The organism is Desulfosporosinus sp. OT (genome assembly GCF_000224515.1).
Lineage (GTDB): Bacteria > Bacillota > Desulfitobacteriia > Desulfitobacteriales > Desulfitobacteriaceae > Desulfosporosinus.
This window is the reverse complement of record NZ_AGAF01000157.1, coordinates 1-19,386: the sequence shown is the minus strand read 5'-3', so window position 1 is coordinate 19,386 and position 19,386 is coordinate 1. Positions and strand designations below refer to the sequence as shown.

General features: G+C 40.7%; 20 protein-coding genes and 1 pseudogene. 19 read left to right on the top strand and 2 right to left on the bottom strand.

Translation table 11 applies throughout. From position 1 onward, the window contains the following. The 14 genes and pseudogenes from DOT_RS30510 to DOT_RS14430 form a co-directional block, all read left to right on the top strand. Positions 1-239, top strand: a pseudogene (locus DOT_RS30510) (hypothetical protein); the annotation flags it as partial. Between the two features lie 5 nt (positions 240-244). Next, positions 245-592: a sensor histidine kinase gene (locus DOT_RS14485; protein WP_242833843.1), complete on the top strand. Its 348-nt coding sequence runs from the start codon at positions 245-247 to the stop codon at positions 590-592. Further along, entirely contained in the window at positions 570-1,016 is a 447-nt protein-coding gene (locus tag DOT_RS14480) for a hypothetical protein (protein WP_009620153.1), read from the top strand. The genes DOT_RS14485 and DOT_RS14480 overlap by 23 nt, the downstream gene beginning before the upstream one ends. Positions 1,017-1,160: 144 nt before the next feature. Beyond that, positions 1,161-3,080 (top strand): OPT/YSL family transporter, encoded by a 1,920-nt coding sequence (locus tag DOT_RS14475; RefSeq protein ID WP_009620150.1) that lies wholly within the window; start codon positions 1,161-1,163, stop codon positions 3,078-3,080. A 389-nt stretch (positions 3,081-3,469) separates the two neighbouring features. Continuing rightward, complete coding sequence (locus tag DOT_RS14470; protein ID WP_009620148.1) at positions 3,470-3,856, top strand: hypothetical protein; 387 nt, start codon at positions 3,470-3,472, stop codon at positions 3,854-3,856. A 50-nt stretch (positions 3,857-3,906) separates the two neighbouring features. Then, positions 3,907-4,245: a thioredoxin family protein gene (locus tag DOT_RS14465; protein ID WP_009620146.1), complete on the top strand. Its 339-nt coding sequence runs from the start codon at positions 3,907-3,909 to the stop codon at positions 4,243-4,245. A 44-nt stretch (positions 4,246-4,289) separates the two neighbouring features. Then, on the top strand, positions 4,290-4,433 hold the full coding sequence (locus DOT_RS31090) for a hypothetical protein (protein ID WP_009620143.1): 144 nt from the start codon (positions 4,290-4,292) through the stop codon (positions 4,431-4,433). A gap of 69 nt (positions 4,434-4,502) precedes the next feature. Beyond that, positions 4,503-4,703: a dienelactone hydrolase family protein gene (locus DOT_RS14460; protein ID WP_040412280.1), complete on the top strand. Its 201-nt coding sequence runs from the start codon at positions 4,503-4,505 to the stop codon at positions 4,701-4,703. A gap of 599 nt (positions 4,704-5,302) precedes the next feature. Next, positions 5,303-5,959, top strand: a complete 657-nt coding sequence (locus tag DOT_RS14455) for a pentapeptide repeat-containing protein (protein ID WP_040412278.1) — start codon at positions 5,303-5,305, stop codon at positions 5,957-5,959. A gap of 731 nt (positions 5,960-6,690) precedes the next feature. Further along, entirely contained in the window at positions 6,691-9,663 is a 2,973-nt protein-coding gene (locus tag DOT_RS27855; RefSeq protein ID WP_009620137.1) for an ABC transporter substrate binding protein, read from the top strand. Positions 9,664-9,751: 88 nt separating this feature from the next. Continuing rightward, positions 9,752-10,876, top strand: coding sequence for a response regulator (locus DOT_RS14445; protein ID WP_009620136.1), 1,125 nt, complete (start codon positions 9,752-9,754; stop codon positions 10,874-10,876). Positions 10,877-11,019: 143 nt separating this feature from the next. Next, positions 11,020-11,406 carry a response regulator gene (locus tag DOT_RS14440; protein ID WP_009620135.1) on the top strand — a complete coding sequence of 129 codons (387 nt, stop codon included), beginning with the start codon at positions 11,020-11,022 and terminating at the stop codon, positions 11,404-11,406. 41 nt (positions 11,407-11,447) lie between these two features. Next, positions 11,448-12,092, top strand: a complete 645-nt coding sequence (locus DOT_RS14435; protein ID WP_009620134.1) for a flagellar brake protein — start codon at positions 11,448-11,450, stop codon at positions 12,090-12,092. Between the two features lie 63 nt (positions 12,093-12,155). Then, complete coding sequence (locus DOT_RS14430) at positions 12,156-12,998, top strand: HDOD domain-containing protein (protein ID WP_040412277.1); 843 nt, start codon at positions 12,156-12,158, stop codon at positions 12,996-12,998. A 736-nt stretch (positions 12,999-13,734) separates the two neighbouring features. Here DOT_RS14430 and DOT_RS14425 read toward each other — a convergent pair. Then, positions 13,735-13,953, bottom strand: coding sequence for a hypothetical protein (locus DOT_RS14425; protein ID WP_009620131.1), 219 nt, complete (start codon positions 13,951-13,953; stop codon positions 13,735-13,737). After that, entirely contained in the window at positions 13,931-14,164 is a 234-nt protein-coding gene (locus DOT_RS14420; protein WP_009620129.1) for a helix-turn-helix transcriptional regulator, read from the bottom strand. The genes DOT_RS14425 and DOT_RS14420 overlap by 23 nt, the downstream gene beginning before the upstream one ends. Positions 14,165-14,284: 120 nt before the next feature. On the opposite strand from DOT_RS14420, the gene DOT_RS14415 reads away from it, so the two are divergent. The 5 genes from DOT_RS14415 (at position 14,285) to DOT_RS14400 (ending at position 19,332) form a co-directional block, all read left to right on the top strand. Further along, positions 14,285-14,596, top strand: a complete 312-nt coding sequence (locus DOT_RS14415) for a helix-turn-helix transcriptional regulator (RefSeq protein WP_009620127.1) — start codon at positions 14,285-14,287, stop codon at positions 14,594-14,596. 516 nt (positions 14,597-15,112) lie between these two features. Next, complete coding sequence (locus tag DOT_RS14410; RefSeq protein ID WP_009620121.1) at positions 15,113-16,198, top strand: DUF429 domain-containing protein; 1,086 nt, start codon at positions 15,113-15,115, stop codon at positions 16,196-16,198. 14 nt (positions 16,199-16,212) lie between these two features. Next, positions 16,213-18,471 (top strand): DEAD/DEAH box helicase family protein, encoded by a 2,259-nt coding sequence (locus tag DOT_RS14405; protein WP_009620120.1) that lies wholly within the window; start codon positions 16,213-16,215, stop codon positions 18,469-18,471. Between the two features lie 109 nt (positions 18,472-18,580). Beyond that, the gene (locus DOT_RS32425) at positions 18,581-18,703 is read left to right on the top strand and encodes a hypothetical protein (protein ID WP_009620119.1); all 123 of its coding nucleotides are present in this window, start codon (positions 18,581-18,583) and stop codon (positions 18,701-18,703) included. Next, a complete protein-coding gene (locus DOT_RS14400) occupies positions 18,691-19,332 on the top strand; it encodes an NERD domain-containing protein (RefSeq protein WP_348982149.1) in 642 nt (213 codons plus the stop codon). Before DOT_RS32425 ends, DOT_RS14400 begins: the two co-directional genes overlap by 13 nt. The last annotated feature ends 54 nt before the right edge of the window (positions 19,333-19,386 follow it).

Below are 19,386 nucleotides of genomic sequence, written 5' to 3'. Positions count from 1 at the left end.
GCAAAGGCCTGCGTTGTATTATCAAGGAGAGTGACCGCTTAAATCACCTGGTTATAGAACTCCTGGAACTGGCCAAGACGTCTTCCAATAAGTTCAATTATACTTTCGCTGATCTCAATCTGAGTGAGCTGATTCGGGAAACCGGCGACGAGATGATGATTAAAGCCAAAAAGTACAACATCGCCATCCACTGCTCCGCCGAAGAAGAGCTCCGGCTTAGGGAGACCGGGACAGATTGAAAGAGGTGCTGATTAACCTTTTGGATAATGCAATCAAATACGGCCATGTCAATTCAGTCATCGAAATCAGGGCCGGCCGGCAGCAAGAGCTTATTTGGGTCAGCATTCAGGATCAGGGACCCGGCATTCCGGAAGAATTGAGGCAAAGGGTATTTGATCCCTTCTTCCGGGTTGACACCAAAGCCTCCCGGGAATCCGGCAGCGCCGGTCTGGGTCTGACAATCGTCAAAGAAATCATAGAAAAGCACAACGGCAGCGCAGAAATAATGAGCCGGCCCGGCATCGGAACGGAAGTGATTCTGCGCTTTGCAGGAGGGGGCCCGGCGGCGCATGAAACGAATCAGCAATTTTAAGGATAAACCTTACCAAAACATTATTGTCTTTTTAATCGTCCTGGGCCTTTTTACTTGCGGGCTCCTGGGCGTAAGCAATCTGTTCTTGTACCTGAGCAAGGATTCAGCTGTGACTGTGCTTGAGAAGTCTCTCTTTGCCGGTGAGCCGTCCAAGGAAGGGAGCAGTCCTTTTGCTGTGGATCGAATTGTCAAGTTTACCCTGCCTTATACTGTCCTCACCTATGATCTTTTCGATATTAATACCGTCGCTTTGATGTTCATGAATCCCCAGGACAAGATATTTTCAATGCAGACAGGGATTTATAATTTAAACCAAGGCGCTTTAACCGGTGACCTGGGACAAAAAAAGCAAACCGCCAAAGGTACGGCAGCAGATAAAGACTCAGGCATTGCCTCAGTGCCTGAGTCTTTATGTTTTGTATGATTTTCACTCGGCTTTCCGATTGGGTTTCCATTTACCGGTGCAAGGGTAAAAGGAAGAATTCCTAACTGGCATTTATCCTGAAAATAAATATTTTTGAAATTAGGTGACAATACTACAAAATAAAAAGATGTTGTGAGGTACATTATGGACAAAAAGTTATCTAAAGATGCCTATGGCGGTGTAGCTGGAAAGGACTATGTACCTTTTATTTCCGGCGGTACTAAACCTGGTGGAAACGCCGCAGTATTAACAATCGGTATTGTTTTGGCTGCTTTGTTTGCAGCTTCTACTGCCTATTCAGGTATGAAATCGGGTCTTACGGTTGCAGCCGGTATTCCAGGTTCGATCATAGGCTCCGCACTTGTAGCTGCATTTGCTAAACAGAAAGGTATTCTAGGCAAAAACCTGATTCAAGGTATGTCAAGCGGCGGGGAATCAATTGCCAGTGGTATGATATTCGTCTTACCGGCCATTATTTTAATAGGTTTAAAAGCTTCATTTTTAGAGGGATTTGTTGTTGGGGTAGGTGGGGTCTTATTCGGTATAGCCATAGCTTCCCTTGTTTATAATTATTTAATTGTTGAAGAACACGGTAAATTAGTGTACCCCGAGTCAATGGCTATCTCTGAAACACTTGTGACTTCTGAAGCTGCTGGAGAATCTCTTAAGTACATGGGAATAGGGTTCGGAATAAGTGGTATCATAATTGTTATAACAAGTTCATTTTTAAATGTCGTTAACAATGTTATTAGCTATGTAAACGAGTCCTTTTACAAGTGGAGATTTCAAGTGGAAGTTAATCCCTTATTATTAGGTATCGGATTCATAGTTGGTATGGAAGTTTCTTTAACGATGTTTGCCGGTTCCATTTTATCCAACTTCGGAATTTTGCCTCTAATTGGTTACTTCTCTGATTTAGCACAAGGCGGCGCAACCGTATGGAATAATCCGGGAGTTGCAATCAACGCTATGAAGGTTAGTGATATCGCCGGCAGTTATGTAAAATATATCGGCGCAGGTATGATGCTTTCCGGCGGCTTAATTGGTGCTGTAAAGCTAATACCTACTATAATATTTTCTATTAAAGAAACTCTCAACGCTAAGTCGTCAAATAATACTGATAGATCATCGCTCACAAACTTAATACTGGTTTCTGGTATAATAGTAGGTCTGATTGCCGGTTTCCTGGTATCCGGGGGGAACATATTAATGGCAATAACCGCTTCTGTTTTATCATTATTCTTATCCTTACTATTTGTGATAGTTTCCGGTCGCTTAACGGGTACTATCGGAACTTCGAACCTGCCTGTATCCGGTATGACAATAGCTTCTCTGGTTATTGTCACCTTTTTATTCGTTGTAATGAGATGGACAAATCCTGAAAGCAATCGATCGTTACTTCTATTTGGTACATTTATCGTTACTGCTATAGCAACAGCCGGCGGTTACTGCCAATCACAAAAAGTTGCTTTCATAATAGGCGGAGACAAAAACGAAATGCAAAAACACTTCGCCATAGCGGGTATCGTTGGCGTTGTAGTAGTGACCGGTACAATATTACTGCTTTCCAATCAGCTTGCCATGACCGGTGATAATGTTCCCTTTGCCCTGCCCCAAGCTAACTTAATGGCCACGTTAACGGCTGGTATCATCTCAGGAAAATTACCTTGGGTCATGATTATCTTTGGTGCGGTTATGGGAATTGTTTTATTCTTCCTTAACCTTCCTATCATGACCGTTGCTATAGGGTTCTACTTGCCAATTTCTACAACTTCCATAATTTTAGTAGGGGCCTTAATTCGTTCCCTCGTCGAAAGAACTGCCAGATCTGAAAAGGAAAAAGAAGTTAAAGTAGCTAATGGCATAAGCTTATCTTCAGGGCTGGTAGCTGGTGGCTCTATAATAGGACTTATTGGTATAATACTTCAAGTATTGGGTGTTATAAAAGGAAGTGAGCCGAGCGGCTTCGCTGCTTCTAATGGTATGGCAATTATGATATTAGTAATTCTAGCAGCAGCTACTATAATACCTATAATTACCAGCAAGGTGAATGACGCAAAATAACAACGCGGGATGGCTTTAAAACGGCTTAAGGCCCATGGCTGGAGAAACGGGGGAAGAGATAGATTACCCTGTTATGTCAGTGTATTGTAAGAGACAAAGAAAAAGACTCAGGCATTCCATCGATGCCTGAGTCTTTGTGTAGCTGTATTATCAACTTTTTTTACCTGCCGTAAGCATGAAATAAAGGATAGTGGTGGAAATAGTAGGTGCGAGATGAATGAATGGAGGACAAAATTATACACAGCATTGAGATGAGAAGGTGATCTGTAAATTGAGTGTGCTTACATATATTGCAAGTGATGATCCCCTGAAAGAAGTGCAAAACCCCCCATGTCAAACAACTATCTGTAAATCAGGCTTTAGAGCTGGGAATAAAAGTTCCTGACTTTTTGCTGGAACCATCCTTTGATAAAGACAAACCTGATGTCATACTATGGGTAGATGATGAAAAAAACTTTGGGGAAATATCAATCAGAGAATTCCATAAAGCCGACATTTGTGACGATATTTATACCCCAAAAACGTTTGTGGCCAATTTGGAGTGGGATTATACTGAAAACAGAGCCGAAAACCTCATTCACTATCTGCAGGCCCATTTGTTAAATGCTGATGAAATTGAGCTCTGGCATATATGGTTAGGCCAATGGTTCGATGACGGGATGCCTAGGATAAAAAAGCATCATATTAACATTGACCAGTTAACTTGTTTGGATTTAGAAAAAGTATTCTGCAAAAACAGGAATGAATTTCCGGAATGCATTATTGTATCCCGATGAAAATAAGCATGATTAAAGTATAGAAATAAAAGAAAGGCCATCAATTTGTGATGAAAGAACCTGCTGGTATGAACATTATTACAAATAGTCATATTCAAACCTATGATCAGCTCGAAAAACTCATTATAGAAGAGGAAAAGATCATTCTCTATTTCAGCTCTCCAGCCTGTAATGTTTGCCTTGCTGTTTTCCCGAAGCTCATGGATTTACTCAAAGATCAGTTAACCAAAGTATTAAAAATAGATATCAATGAGCATGTGGAAATTGCAGGACAATTACTGGTTTTTACAGTTCCGACGATTTTAATTATGTATAAGGGCAGAGAAGTTCTTAGAGAAAGCCGGTTTATTGATTTTCAAAGTGTAGAGAGGATGCTGAATTCTTTTTAGTACTTTTAGTACAAGGTAAGAATTGTAATGGAGGAGGGGTAAAAATGAGTTCAAACTGCGAAAATTGTAAGATGCGTATTAAAGCAGAAGAGAAGCCCAATTCATTTTTAGGGAAACTATGGCGCTGGCATACTCGATGGTGCCCAGGCTGGAAAGCTTATCAGAAGGAATTAAGAGATAAAAAGTAAGAAAAAGCTATCAGGACAAGGTTAAGAAATTCAAACTAAATATTAAATAACAAGCCGGAGAATTGTTAGATGCGCAAGAGTACTAAGACTGATGAATCTGCCATCATTGTTCTGCACGAGATCTATGGAATCAACCCGCATATTCAATGGGTTTGCGAACATTATTCAGATGCTGGATACCATGTAATATGTCCGGATTTTATCAAGCCTGAGCTAGGATATTTTGAGTATAATCGCGTATTTCCGCCGTCAAAGCGGCGGCGGACTTGAAAGAACCATCAAGTCCTATTGAATACCGGAAGGTCAGCGATGATGGATCAATATTCAGTACTCAGGGGATAAACCTCAAACCTATGAAGTAAAGAACAGCATAAGAAAATTATAAGTTCTTCATAAGCACTTCTTAAGATTTTGATAAGTTTAAATTCCAAGATCGCCTGCCTGATTTCGGTAAGATGAAATTGCCGAATCGGACGGGCTTTTATATTGCCGAAAGGAGATGCCGGTAATCTTGCACAAGACTTGAGAAAATTTGAGGGAGTAAATCACTCTCACTTTGGGTCGAATGCACTTTCCAGACTGAAAGAAGGGAGCGCGAAATATAAAAAAAATTAACCTGCTAAATCAACCGCATGGTTGATTTTCTTTTTGCTCCTTGAATATGACGCTTTTCCTGTTAGATATCAAATCAAACATAAGGTGCTTGGGACCATTACTAATTTAATCTGAGTGTCGGGCTGCTCCCGAACGAAGCTTGCTGCGGCCTCGGGGAGATCTTGCCTAGGATAACCTTGGCCAAACTATTCAAATGGATATGGTACAATGAGAATCAATGGCGATTCTCTATAAAGTTATAGTGGGGGTGTAGTATGGAAGACAGGAAATCAAGCTTGGAAATAATATCTCCTAATCTCCCGAAGGAGTTAGATATGCTTTCAATTATCGATAAGTGTATTCTATCAGAAGATTCATTTACTAGGGGGATTATTAGCAATGGTCAGTGCAAGGATCAAAATGCTAACCATGTATCGTTTAATAAAGTGCTTTTTAAGAACGTAAAGTTTGACAATGTGTCCTTTAAATACCTTGATTTAGTTGATGTTAGGTTTGAAAACTGCGATTTATCCAATGTGAATTTTAGCGAGTCTGTTATACATAAAGTAGAGATGATCAACTGCAAAATGGTTGGCATGAATATGAGTGAGTCTGCACTTCGGAATGTACTTTTTGATGAATGTGATGCAAGTTATGCTTTATTCCGTTTTTTGGATTGTAAACAGGTTGATTTTAAGAATAGTTCACTTTGCAGCGCTGACTTCTACAAAGCTAAATTTTCAAAAGTCGCGTTTCACAATTCTAATCTACAACAAACTGGAATGTCAGGAGCAAGTCTAAAGGGAATTGATTTAAGCAGTTGTAAAATAGAAGGCTTAGGGGTTACCGTGGATGATCTAGAGGGATGTATTGTTTCCCCTGAACAAGTAATATCATTTTCAAAATTATTAGGACTTATCATTAAGAAGTAATTTTCGGAAGAAAACCTTGGTTGCTACGGGCAAATATATAGGGGAGGGGAATTACCAACAGAAACGATAGAATATCTATTTGAGAACTTCGCGGGTAAAGACACTTCAATAACGATTGACATCGATCAAGAGAAGATTATTGTAACTTCAGCGGACCAATCAGAAGAAATTGATTTTAAAGTCGGTGAGTTTGACGAGACACTTGCTAAAGAAGGCGGCTGGCTAGGGTACGCTGATAAAATTATTAATTCATAAGCCTGTTACTTATTGTGCCTCTCCAGTCAGTGGACTTATTACACCCATATAATTGCTTGAGAAATATGTTTCCTGAGACAAGAAAAGGGGTAAACCCTTAACAGAGGAAACATATTTTTTTATACTGTCAGAAAGTATAAACTTGCGTTATATACTTTCTAAGCATAAGGGCAACTAGGCAGCCGCCTTCGCCAAGGCTGCAAGAAGGTTAATTCGTGCGAAGACAGTGTCTTCGGGCGCCAGCCAAATTTTCTTTATAGTCATATTGCCGTGACCAGATCAATTGAACATGACCGTAAATTGACAGAACATTTAATCCTTGTGTCTTAAATAAAGGAATATCTAGAAAGCGTGTGGAATATTTGGAACAACTATTTATATTCAAACGGCTTCATTTCGGTTGATAGTCACAGCCTTTTGAACCCAATTAAGATGGGAATATATTTTCAAATTATTATGGATTTGAGGCAAAGTCTATGTCAGCCAACAGGTTACTTCAATTAGTAAGCGCAATAATCATTTTGATTCTGTTAACGATGGTTTTTCCGTCTTCAGTTATTGCAACGGCAGGTCCAATAGAAAAGCATGTGCTATTTCTAGATCCATTCACCCCAGACTATCCTTCATATCAATTATACGAGCAGGGAGTTAAAAATACATTAGCCGAAAATTCAGGCTATAAATTCAGTTATTCCTATGAGTGTCTCGATCTTGCTCGTTACCCCAATGACGAAGACTATTTGCAAGACGTGGCGCAATATTTCAAGGCGAAGTATCAAAACCAGCAGCCTGATTTTATCATTACAAATGAAAGTTTGTATTCTCTTTTAGTAAAATATGAACCCTCCATATTTCCCAATGTACCAATCATCATGGACTGGAACGAGGATAGCCAGCCACTTGTGAACATGCCGTCAAATTATATTGTCATGCCGCGAAATATTGAAATAGAAGAGAATGTCAAATTGATCCTGCAGACAAGACCATTAACCAAAACAATCTATATTATAGTGGGTGATTCCGCAGCAGAGCGAAATATAGTTAAACGTTTCGTGAAAGTCCAAAAAAAATTTGCTAATCAGGTAGAGATAGTTGTACTGAACAAACTGCCTTACACGCAGATGCTTGAGCGCCTAAGAAATGCTCAAGACCATTCGGCAGTTTTATTTTTTCGCTGGGTTTCGGATGTTGACGGTAATAGCTTTGTACCTGTGCAGGTACTCCAAACGATATGTAGGGAAGTTAAAATCCCAGTATACGGAACCAGAATCCAGTTTCTTGGTACTGGCATTATAGGTGGATTAATTGAAAACGCAGAAGATTGCGGACAACATGCGGGCAATGCGGTAATGGATATTTTAGGAGGAAAAAAGCCACCCGACAATCCGATAATTCGTGCTCCATCCCGGACCTATACATTCGACTGGCGGCAGTTGCAACGGTGGCGAATTGAAGAACATAGTCTGCCAAGCGGCAGTAAAATTCAATATCGAGAAATTACTGTATGGGAACAATATAGGGTCTACATTATCGGTGCCATTGTGTTACTGGTACTGCAAGCTCTACTTATTTTTGCCTTGCTCATCAACCGAAGCAGGAGGAAAAGAGCTGAAAACGAATTACTGCAGACGAATACTTCTCTTCAGACAATGACTGAAAGTCTCATGGATTTTGACAAAATGAAGGATGAATTTCTGACAAATACTTCTCATGAGCTGCAGACTCCGTTAAATGGTATTATAAACATATCGGAAACTCTGGTAGAAGGTAACTATGGTAATGTAAACCCCAAGCAAAAAGAGGAACTCCAGGTAATCCTGGCAGTTTCCAGAAGGCTTTCTTCGCTGATAAGAGACATCATAGATATTGAGAAAATAAAAAGAAATGATATTCAACTTAATCCTGTCCCCACAGATATCAAATCAGCAATAGCTATGGTTGTTGATGTATTTAGGCATTTAATTCAAAGTGAAAAAATTGAAATTATAATTAATATTCCGGAAGGAATTTCACCAGTCTTAACGGATGAAACCAGATTTTGGCAGGTTCTGTTCAACCTTATTGGTAATGCCATCAAATTTACCGAAAGAGGAAATGTCACTGTATCTGCCGCTGAGGATGATCAGTTTGTAAAGATCATAATTGAGGACACCGGTCTTGGCATTGCCAAAGAGAAACAGGAAAAATTATTCAATGCTTTCACCCAAGGTGATTCAGAAATTCCAAGACAGTATGGTGGAAGCGGATTAGGATTGTATATTTCACGCCAATTAATGGAACGTATGAAAGGGACTATTATTTTGGAGTGGTCTGAACCTGGGCAAGGTACCAGGTTCTCCGTCAGACTTCCTAAAGCAAGTGGAAAACCCGTGAATTTAGATGAAACGCTTGAAATGACCCAGGAGGTCGCTGCCGCGGTTGAAAAGGTGGAAAATAAATTGCTGCAGAGCTTCAAGGTTCTGGCTGTAGATGATGAAGCTACCAACTTGAGAGTGTTGAAATCTCTTTTGACTGGTGACGGTTATAAAGTATTAACTGCCTCAAGCGGTATAGAGGCGATTGAAATAATTAAAGACCATGATGATATTGACCTCGTACTTATGGATGTGATGATGCCCAAGATGTCGGGATATGAAGCCTGTAGAAAAATAAGGGAAGACTATTCATTATATGATTTGCCGCTCCTAATACTTACGGTACGGAATACTCTCGAGGACATCACAGTTGGCTTTGAAGCAGGAGCGAATGACTTCGTTTCCAAGCCTTTTGTAGCAAAAGAGCTTCGGGCCAGGGTGGCAACGCTGTTACTGATGAAAAAATCAGTACAGGAGGCCCTTAAAAATGAAATGGCTTTTTTACAGGCGCAGATCAAGCCCCATTTTCTCTACAATGCCTTGAGTACGATTATGTCCTATTGTTATACGGATGGGGCAAGAGCTGGGGATTTGCTGGCCAACTTAAGCGAGTATCTGCAGAAAAGCTTTAATATCGATAACACAGCCACGACGGTCAGTCTGGAAAACGAACTGGAGTTGACCAAAGCCTATACAGAGATCGAAAAGGCTAGGTTTGGAGAAAGGCTGATTGTTGAATACGATGTGGATGACAGTTTGATAGAGCAACGGGTTCTTCCGCTGACCATTCAGCCATTAGTGGAAAATTCTATACGGCACGGTCTTATGAAAAGAAAAACCGGTGGTAAGGTAAACATAACGGTCAACAAAAAATGTGACAGAATAGGTATAACTGTTGAAGATAACGGAATAGGAATTCAGGACCTTGGGGCTGTCTTCCAAAGAAAGGATTCGTTAAAGCAGAAAGGCGGAGTTGGTCTGTCCAATATCAAACGGCGGTTAATGAAGTATTATGGTACGGAGCTCCACTTGACTACAAATATAAATGAAGGTACAAAGGTTTACTTTACCATACCGAATCAGGGAATGCGGTGAGATGAATCAAAACAGACCATTCCTTAACATGAAAGGAATAGCTGTTGTACAGCAAGATTATCCCTTAACCTTGCAAGGAGGTTATCCAATGCTGAATGCAGTAATTGTCGATGATGAAATTCCTGTTCTGAATTTACTGAAGATGTTTTTACAGAAAACAGGACAGGTGAACGTTCTTGAAGCCTTCACCGAGCCGTTGGCGGTGCTTGATAAGATATCTAAGATAAAACCAGATGTTGTTTTTCTGGATATTGAGATGCCGGAGATGAACGGCTTGGAGCTGGCAAGCCGCCTAACCGAGCAGGATGACGAATTAATGGTTGTATTTGTGACAGGCTACAATCAATACGCTCTGAAAGCCTTCCAGGTCAATGCCCTGGATTATTTACTGAAGCCTGTCAACTTGAACTCAATACAGAGGTGCGTTTTAAGACTTCTTAAGCTCAAAGGTTTAGGTCATCAGCAAAAGTCCGTAGGAAATTTACAAAGAATATGCTGCTTTGGAGATTTTGAGGTCTATGGAAATAACGGTCTGGTTAAATGGACCACGCGCAAAGTAGAGGAAATGCTTGCTTATTTTATAGTCCACAGGGATTCTAATATTGATGGATGGTCGTTGGGAGAGATTTTATGGCCGGAGGAGGAACCGGATAAGGTTAAAACAAGTCTTCATACTTCACTCTACAGGCTGAGGAAAACCATAAAGGAAGAAGGCTTGTCAATAGATATTACTTCAAAAAATTGTGGAAAAGGGTTTTATCGCTGCAGCCTGGGTCAATGTTCCTGTGATCTTGTGGAATTCGAAGAAGCAACTATAAAAAATAATTCCCTCAATAAAAGCGGCATTGATGAATTCGAAAGAGTTTGCGCCTTATACAGGGATGATTTGTTTTCGAAAAAGAATTATGGTTGGTGTGAGAGTAAGAAAGAGTGGCTGCAGCAGTTTTATCTGAATATGCTTAAAAATATGGCTATATTCTTTGTAGATGAGGGCTTATATCAGAAGGCCATAGATAAGCTACTTACAGCAATTGCGAAAGCACCCTTTGATGAGGAAATCCATAAAAGCCTTCTAAAAATATACGGTACTCAGAATAACAGAGCTTTACTAATAAGATGTTATGAGGAATTTAAGATAAGATTGTTTAAAGAAATGGGTGTGGAACCGCAAGTTGAAACCCGGAAACTTTTTTTAAAGCTGCTTAGTGAATAAAAGGATTAAATCAAAAAACACTCTATAGTCCTAAATTGATGGGACCATAGGGTGTTTTTGATTAGGATAAGTAAAAATAAACCAAACCATTTCAGAGATTTGTCAGAAACGATCTGTATAATGAAAATATTGAGGTGATGCCAATGGCTATTGCGGTGATTGTAGATTACAACGAGGATGGTTTGCAGTTTTCATTATCAATATTAAAAAGCATAGGACATTTTGAAGATGTATACGGCTTCAGTTGTCCAGACGAAGCCTGTTGTTTTATAAAGGAGAGGGGGTGTGATGTTTTATTTGTGGAAACTGAGGTGAAAGGACTGAATTGCTTTGTCCTCATAAATAAGCTAAGGAAAATAAAGCAGGATATCTTATTCATCATCATGGCATCGAATGAGGACTATGCGTATGAGGCTTTTCAAAAGGGTGTTATAGGTTATGTTTTAAAACCGTTGTCTCTGGAATCTATTGCCAAAACGATAGGAAAGCTAGAGAAGCTGCACAGATCTCAACGAAGAATTGTTCCTTGAAATAACACTAGAATTATTGAGATTTCACTGGGGGTGAAGATTTGTCGTATAAGAAGCAACTTTTAATAGGGCTTTTAATGGAGCTTGTTGTGTCGGAAGGTGAGTATGTAGGGAGATATAAGACTCGTATTGAAGATATGGGAGACAAAATTCTCTCTTTAGGTGCTCCGTTTGAACGTGGCGAGGTGGTTTCTTTGCGTGAAGGAACGAAGGTGAAATTAACATATTGGGACGAAGCAGCAGCTTACTCCTTTGAGGGGAAAGTTTTGCGACGGATCGCAGTTCCAATTCCAATGTTCGTTGTAGAGCTGCCAAATTACGTGACCAAAGTCCAACGCCGTAGCTTTATCCGAGTTCCTGCCCTATTCCCTGTAACGTTTCAAACGGTAACAAAGGAAGGGCTTAGTGATTTTTATCAGGCAACGATGCTCGACTTGAGTGGTGGCGGAATGCGCTTTCTGACGGAGGAACGGGTGGAGAGCAAGGCCTTACTTTATACTCACTTAACTCTCCCAAACGGAGATCTGTGGACCCCGGTTCGTGTTTGCCGAGTTAATAAGACAGAGGATAGCAAACGATATATGGTTGCGGTCGAATTTTGGGAACTCCAGGAACGTGAAAGAGATCGAATTATTAGCTGTATCTTTGAGATACAAAGGGCCATGCTTAAAAAAGGGTTGGCATAGAATTGGAAACTACACCGTTCCTAATCGTGAAACACAATCTTGATAAGAAATGGAGGAACTGGAGTGTCTATTGCATTGGAAGACTTATTTAAACAAGTAGAAAATTTATCCCCCTTACCCGCTCTGCCCACGTCTATTGTGGAAGTAATTGCCCTGACCAAAGATTCAGAGACTTCCGCGAAAGAACTCCGAAGGGTTATTGAGCAGGATCCGGTATTAGCTGCCAGTATACTTCGACAAGCTAATTCGTCATATTATGGCTACGCGAGGCGAATAGCGACCCTTCAGGAAGCTATTGTTGTACTCGGTTTTCAGGCAATACAAGGCTTAGCAATGTCTTCTGCAGTCGCCCCCTTGCTTAAAACCAAACTTTTAGGATACGAGATTGAACAAGAAGGATTATGGAAACATTCCCTACTTACAGCCATAGCTGCCAAACGGTTATGTAAACATAGGAAACTCCCTTTCGGAGATGTTGCATTTACTGCTGGCTTACTTCATGATATAGGCAAACTAATTGCCTCCATTTACATTCAGAAATTTGGGAGACATCTTTTGAAAGAAGTAACGGAAAGCAAGCTTTCTTATGCTGAATGTGAAGAAAATGTTATAGGCTTCGATCATGCAAGGGTTGGAGGATTTATAGCTAGATCATGGAATTTGCCTGATGATCTCGTAGCGGCGATTTCTTTTCATCATTCTCTCAGAAGTCCACAAGAGTATGCGGAACTGTCCAGTGTAATTCACCTTGCCAACGGAATTGCAAGTCTTTTAGGAATTGGTGGTGGCGTAGATAGTGCTTTTAACCCCATACAACAAGAAGCGATTGACCTGCTAAACATCAAAGAGTCAGATATCGAACATCTTATGACTGGTCTTGGAGAATTACAGGACTATACCCATTAATACCTTTATATCAAGGCGTTTTTCCAAAGCACCATTATGCTATTCCTAGTAGCGTTATTTTCCTCCTATTTTTTATTTCTTAAGAAACTATTAGATTAGAAAACCATCCACGTATTGATCAGTATTGTGCGGATAAAGGCGTATTAATCATTGAAAATCAAATAATTTGGATTTAATGTTTTATATACATTTCCAGTAAATGTGCGTTTTGTACCAGTTGTTCCATTTCTATCCAGTACATATAACAGTATTGTCGTTTTATTATCCAAGTATATATAGCTTGTTGATTTTGCTTTGATTTATTTAAGATTATGGCATAATAATAATAATAATTTTAAAACTTAATAGTCTACTTCGGTTGGGGTAAACTTCGCGAAAGCGAAGGTCGCTAAAGTCATGGGTCTAAGGTTTGAATTCAAAAATCATTACTTATGGTATTTCTACTGGAAAATGGCGAGTATGGGGGGAAACGCCAAAGAGCCTGGCCAAGGCAAAAAGCAATCCTCGATGAGAAGGCAGCGATAAGAAAAGTTATGCCTATTCTAAAATGGACAGCAAAGTCCAATTTGGAATAGGCATTTTATATGAAGTATATCATATGAGGTATATCACCCTCATGAGTCTGGCCACATTCTGTGAATAAAGGAACAGTAGGGACATACAGGTACAGTGTCTGCAAGAAAGGCTAGTACGTGCGAAGACAGTGTCTTCGTGTGTGTGGGCGCGGCTAAGTTATCTAATTGTCCGGGATAATTTCAGAGAGGCGAGTTTTAATTCCTAACTCTAGGAAATAGAAGCCCATGCCTCGGGAAAGCTCGGCGTTAGACCCCCTTGTCAGCAGATAAGCGGTTCCCAGTGCCCATAAATCTTGGTAGCTTTGTTTGGCCAAAAATGAATAGCGCTTACGGACATACTCATAGCCAATCTCAAAATCACTGAGGTCTTGTGTGGACATCGTTTTCCTCCGGTTGTTCAGGGGATTGTTCTCCGATCAGTTCGGCAATACTAACACCGAGAGCGGCAGCAAGTTTCTTCAGGATAGGATAGGTAGGCTGTTTTCTGTTGGCTTCCAGTTCAGAAATATAGGTTTGGGAAACACTCGAGCGTCTGGAAAGCTCAGCCTGAGATAATTTTTGTTTGGTTCGTAAATAGTTTAGATTTTGCATACACCATACTTCCTTTTAGCAACAATTATAATTGCTTTTGCGATATACTTCAACCGCTTTAGCGTGCTATGGAGCGGCATTTTTATTTGTTATAATTGCTTTAGCGATAGGAGTGAAATAATGGGAATCGATTATGGCTCTAAATTTTTGGAATTAAGAAAAGAGAATAAGTTAAGTCAAAAAGATTTGGCCAATATTGCGGAGATTGGGCAAACTACGATTAGCGATATAGAAGCTGGGAAAAAATCACCAAACGCTATCACGATTGAAAAGATATGTTTGGCTCTCAATATTACGCTTACGGAATTTTTTGCCGAGGAACGCCCGCAGCTTGAGCCGGAACTTCGCCGTCTGGTGGACACAGCCAGAAAGCTTGCGCCGGAACAAATAGAATATCTTCAGAAGTTGCTTGAATCCATGAGCAAGGATTAATTTTTTACACGATGAGTATTGCTGTGTCATACGGAAAGTGGGACAGTAGACAGTGCTAGTTCATGTTAAGAAACCGGATTATTACAATGACTTTATGATCATGAATATATAACTCAAATACCAGAGAGATAACAAAAAACCGAGGCTGTAGCCGCGGTTTTTTTTAGACATGCCAGCGCCATTACCAAACAAATTGACGAAGTCCTTGTACTGGGGGAACTGCGGTTGTTCAGATATTGTATTAGGGAGAATTCAAGTAATGGTTGGTACTCATTATTGTGATCAGTTTAAAGGGTTAGATGGAGATAGTTATTGCAAAATTTGGTGATTGCCGGAAGGAATACAGGAAAGTTCGGCGAAAAAGATAGAGACGAGTCTAATGAGGTCTTATTTAAAAGGTAATCAAGTTTTGGAAACAATGAAAATAGGCTCAGGGGGGCTCACCCTAATAAAAGGGTTGCCGGATCTGGTAAGTGGAAGATAGATTTAAAGCCAAAGGTTTTTGGGGGTAAATGAATGAATTATATCGGAATTGACTTAGCATGGACCTATGCCAACGAATCGGGAATTTGTGTGATCGCTGACAATGGAGAAATCGTCTATTGTGAATCGAAGGTGTTTAGCGACGAAATGATTGCTGCAATTGTTGAAGAACATGCTCAGGAAGAGGCAATCGTTGGGATTGATGCTCCCTTAATCGTGAATAACGAAACAGGTTCCAGATACTGTGACGGAGCTATTATGAGAGAGAAAATTCATGGCAAAAATCTGTCCGTTTTCACCTGCAGTAAACGCTTTATGTTAAACCACTTCGGAGTAGTTCGAGGTGAAGAGGTCGTCAAAGCCATTATAAAGCGGGTGCCTGATTTTTCACTCACAGGTGACCTAACCAATAAAAAGCACGTCATTATCGAAACCTTTCCTACAGGAATAACCTTAGGCCTTTTTCCTGATGCTTTTCCCGTTAAATATAAAATCAAACATAAGGTAAAATTTGAAACAACTAAAACAGAGATGGGTCGGATGGTTAACCTTTTAAAAAGGGTGAGTGATTTCAACCCCCCCGTCCATAATATAGAAGATTTCTTCAATCATTCATCGAGCATTCAAGCCATGTCAAAGAAGGAGTTTAAAAACCTTGAGGACAAGCTGGATGCTTTTTTGTGTGCTTACGCCGCCTATTGGCTCGCCAATCATAACGGAAAGGTTTTTGGCGATGATCAGGATGGGTTCATTACTATCCCAATAATTGACGAGAATAAAGTCCGTGACGGCAAATCTGAGAGGATAAAAGTCTACAACAAACTAATTCGCGATAAAATACCCCAGATCATCGAGGAAAGCGGCAAGAAAGCCATTATCGAAAAGGTTTCAGGCAAAGGGTACCTGGACTTATTAAACGCCAAGTTAGGGGAAGAGCTTCAGGAGTATCTGGACAGCCAAAGCGTTGAAGAACTGGCGGATTTAGTGGAAGTCGTCTACGCCATCTTGGATTATAAAGGGGTTTCCCGGCAGGAATTCGAGGGTATCAGGAAGCAAAAGGCTGAGGAGAGAGGTGCTTTCCGGGATAAACTCCTGCTTATAGAAGTTTGCGACGGTTGAGGGGTTGAATCAAATTGACAGAAAAGATCAAGCAGAAGGGGACCCTGGGCAGTATCGCCGAAGATCTCTTTGTCGAGCTGTTCTGTGATACCTTTGGCCCGGATCAAGCGGAGTATCTGTTTCTTCAGTATCCGGTCACCGATATTTATGGACATAGACGCTCCCTTGATTTTGCGCTGGAAAGTGAAGACTTAAAAATAGCCATAGAGATTGATGGTGAAACCTATCATAACCCCAGTAAGGTTTCTTCAAATAAATATTATGACGACCTTACGAAGCAAAACAGCCTTATCTACCAGAACTGGAAGGTTTATCGCTGGGTTTACAACCAACTGAAGCACCAGCCTGAAAAGGTCAAGGATGAGCTGCGGATTTTTGTTGGGGAAATACCCTCCTTCAGAATGCTGGAGGATTATCTACCTATGCAGAAGGGCAAGGTGATTGAACTGCGGGAACATCAACAAGCTGCTTTAGATAACCTGCAGGCCATGCGCGAGCAAGGGGAGAGTATTGCTCTGCTTTATCATGCCACCGGAACCGGAAAAACTGTGACCGCAGTCAGTGATGCCAAACAACTGGGGAAACGAACCCTGTTTTTGGCTCATACCAAAGAACTAATCACCCAGGCTAAAGGCACCTTTGAAGAACTTTGGGATCAGGCGGATACTGGTCTCTATGTTGCTGAAGAAAAGGCTGCAGACGCTTATGTTGTCTGCAGTAGTATTCAGAGTGTTGCCAGAAATCTGGAAGGGTTCAAACCCAATGACTTTGGCTATATCATCGTCGATGAATGTCATCATGGAACCGCGGATACTTATAGGAAGGTCTTGAGTTATTTCAAACCTGAATTCACTCTGGGACTCACGGCTACTCCAGATAGAGCAGATGGTGAGAGCATCCTGGAGGACTTTAAAAATGTGGCCCATAAACTGGATTTTCATCAAGCAGTGGAATTGGGAGAACTTGTTCCTATCAGGTGTATCCGGGTCAAGACTAATGTGGATCTTTCCACGGTGAGAATCAATGGCATCAAATATTACGCCCAGGACTTAGAAAGTAAGCTCTTTGTGCCGGAGAGAAATAAGCTTATACCAGAAACCTATCTCAACTATGTTAGGGATAAGAAAACCGTGGTATTCTGTGCCTCCGTACACCACGCTCAGGAGATTTCTGCTTTGTTCAAAGAAAAAGGAATTCTTTGCGAGGCTGTTTCCGGGTCTATGAAGTCAGGAGAAAGGGCAAGGATTTTAGATCGTTATGAAAATAGGGATATCCAAGTCTTATGTGCATGTGATCTCTTAAACGAGGGTTGGGACAGTCCGAAAACAGAAGTTTTGTTCATGGCCAGACCGACCCTTTCCAAGACACTTTATGTTCAGCAACTAGGCCGAGGGATGCGCAAATGCGCGGGTAAGGACTATCTGATGGTCTTCGATTTTATTGATAATGCCGGATTGTTTAACATGCCTTACTCTCTGCACAGGATGTTTAACTTGAAGGAATATAGGGCAGGAGAGTACGTTGTAGCTTCACGGAAACAGTTTGAATTGGACAGGGATTTAATCGCCAGAGGAGAAAAACCTCCTGTTTTTCTGGATTTCCCGGTGAATGCCGCGGATTATGAACTGATTGATCTCTTTAACTGGCAGGATGAAGTGAAAGGGATGATATCACAGCTGGAGTTCGTGAGGATGGTGGATGTGCAAACTGAAACCATTGAACGGTACCTGCGGGAAGGAAAGATAACCCCTGATTTAGAGGTACCCTTCGGGGATAAAAGGAGCTTTAAGTATTTTAAGAAAGCAACCGTGGAGAGCTATGCTAAACAGTACGGCTGGGATCTGATCAATCCTGCCAATATGAAAGATAAGTTTATGGACATGGTCAGGACTATGGATATGAGCTTCTCCTATAAGCCGGTACTGCTCAAGGCCATGCTTGAGCATGTTGACGATAAAGGAAGAGTTAGGGTCGAGGACATGGTTAATTACTTCATGGATTTCTATAGGGCCAGAAAAGAGAGCGGGCTGGTGGTTGAGAAAAAATCCAGTCTGTATTGCAAAAACGGATATACAAGAAAGGATGTTGAGAGAAATATCTTTAGCAATCCGTTTAAGCGGTTTGAGGATATGCGATTTATGAGTCGATGCCGAGATATTGAGTATGTGGAGTTTAATCGGCACGTTTGGAAGAGGATGACGCCGGAGGAGAAGGACTGGATTATTGTGCGGTGTGATGAGAAGTTGGAGGAGTATTATAAGAGGCGGGTTTAGATGCTTAAAAGAAGAGTTGTTTTAGCAGTGCTTAGAAAAAGCTTAGGGGTTAAAAGACGATTATAGGCTTTGAATACGCCGATAGAGGGAAAGAGGGGGAGACGCTCAAATGATAAAGGCTTTCGTGGAGCTATGGTATTTGTGGCTATTAGTTTTAGCAGTTTTTATTTATCGATTGTATAAGGCCAAAATCAAAGGAATCATTGGGGAGAAAACAATATCGCGTTTCTGACGAGGTTAGATCCAACAAAATATAAGGTTATAAATGATCTAATGTTGAGAGTGGATGGGAAGACGTCCCAGATAGATCATGTAGTCGTGTCAAATTACGGGATTTTTGTAATAGAGACAAAGAATTACAAGGGCTGGATTTTGGGAGATGAGCACGGGGAGTCTTGGACACAAGTAATCTATAAACGGAAGGAAAAGTTCTTTAATCCGATAAGACAAAACTATGGGCATATTCAGGCTCTAAAGCAGAATTTGCAAGAATACTCAGAGTTGAATTACGTGCCGATCATTGTTTTTTCCATTGATGCTGATTTAAAGGTTAAGACAAATGCCAAGGTTATATATTCAGTAAAATTGCTTAAAACGATTAGAGAGTTTGCAGCGGAAACCATTACTGAGCAGCAAAAGGAAGAGATATATGCGAAATTGCTGGCTCTAAATGTAAGAGATAAGGAAGTCAGGACCCAGCATGTTGAAGGAATTCATAAAAAGAAAGCTGAAGTGACGAACCAAGTAAGCGCAAATATTTGTCCTAAATGTGGTGGAGAGCTAATCACGAGAAAGGGTAAGTATGGAGATTTTAAGGGTTGTAAGAATTATCCGAAGTGTAGGTTTACAATTACTAACTAGGTGATGAATCTTGATTTCGGTGAAATGGGGCTATCAAGTATCAGTGCTGATAAT

What these genes read in the sequence shown, in the direction of transcription:
- DOT_RS14415 (WP_009620127.1), top strand. Translation starts at nt 14,285, where the DNA reads ATGGGAATCGATTATGGCTCTAAATTTTTGGAATTAAGAAAAGAGAAT.
- DOT_RS14410 (WP_009620121.1), top strand. Translation starts at nt 15,113, where the DNA reads ATGAATTATATCGGAATTGACTTAGCATGGACCTATGCCAACGAATCG.
- DOT_RS14425 (WP_009620131.1), bottom strand. Translation starts at nt 13,953, where the DNA reads ATGTCCACACAAGACCTCAGTGATTTTGAGATTGGCTATGAGTATGTC.
- DOT_RS14465 (WP_009620146.1), top strand. Translation starts at nt 3,907, where the DNA reads ATGAAAGAACCTGCTGGTATGAACATTATTACAAATAGTCATATTCAA.
- DOT_RS14440 (WP_009620135.1), top strand. Translation starts at nt 11,020, where the DNA reads ATGGCTATTGCGGTGATTGTAGATTACAACGAGGATGGTTTGCAGTTT.
- DOT_RS14420 (WP_009620129.1), bottom strand. Translation starts at nt 14,164, where the DNA reads ATGCAAAATCTAAACTATTTACGAACCAAACAAAAATTATCTCAGGCT.
- DOT_RS14475 (WP_009620150.1), top strand. Translation starts at nt 1,161, where the DNA reads ATGGACAAAAAGTTATCTAAAGATGCCTATGGCGGTGTAGCTGGAAAG.
- DOT_RS14480 (WP_009620153.1), top strand. Translation starts at nt 570, where the DNA reads ATGAAACGAATCAGCAATTTTAAGGATAAACCTTACCAAAACATTATT.
- DOT_RS32425 (WP_009620119.1), top strand. Translation starts at nt 18,581, where the DNA reads ATGATAAAGGCTTTCGTGGAGCTATGGTATTTGTGGCTATTAGTTTTA.
- DOT_RS27855 (WP_009620137.1), top strand. Translation starts at nt 6,691, where the DNA reads ATGTCAGCCAACAGGTTACTTCAATTAGTAAGCGCAATAATCATTTTG.
- DOT_RS14455 (WP_040412278.1), top strand. Translation starts at nt 5,303, where the DNA reads ATGGAAGACAGGAAATCAAGCTTGGAAATAATATCTCCTAATCTCCCG.
- DOT_RS14445 (WP_009620136.1), top strand. Translation starts at nt 9,752, where the DNA reads ATGCTGAATGCAGTAATTGTCGATGATGAAATTCCTGTTCTGAATTTA.
- DOT_RS14460 (WP_040412280.1), top strand. Translation starts at nt 4,503, where the DNA reads ATGCGCAAGAGTACTAAGACTGATGAATCTGCCATCATTGTTCTGCAC.
- DOT_RS31090 (WP_009620143.1), top strand. Translation starts at nt 4,290, where the DNA reads ATGAGTTCAAACTGCGAAAATTGTAAGATGCGTATTAAAGCAGAAGAG.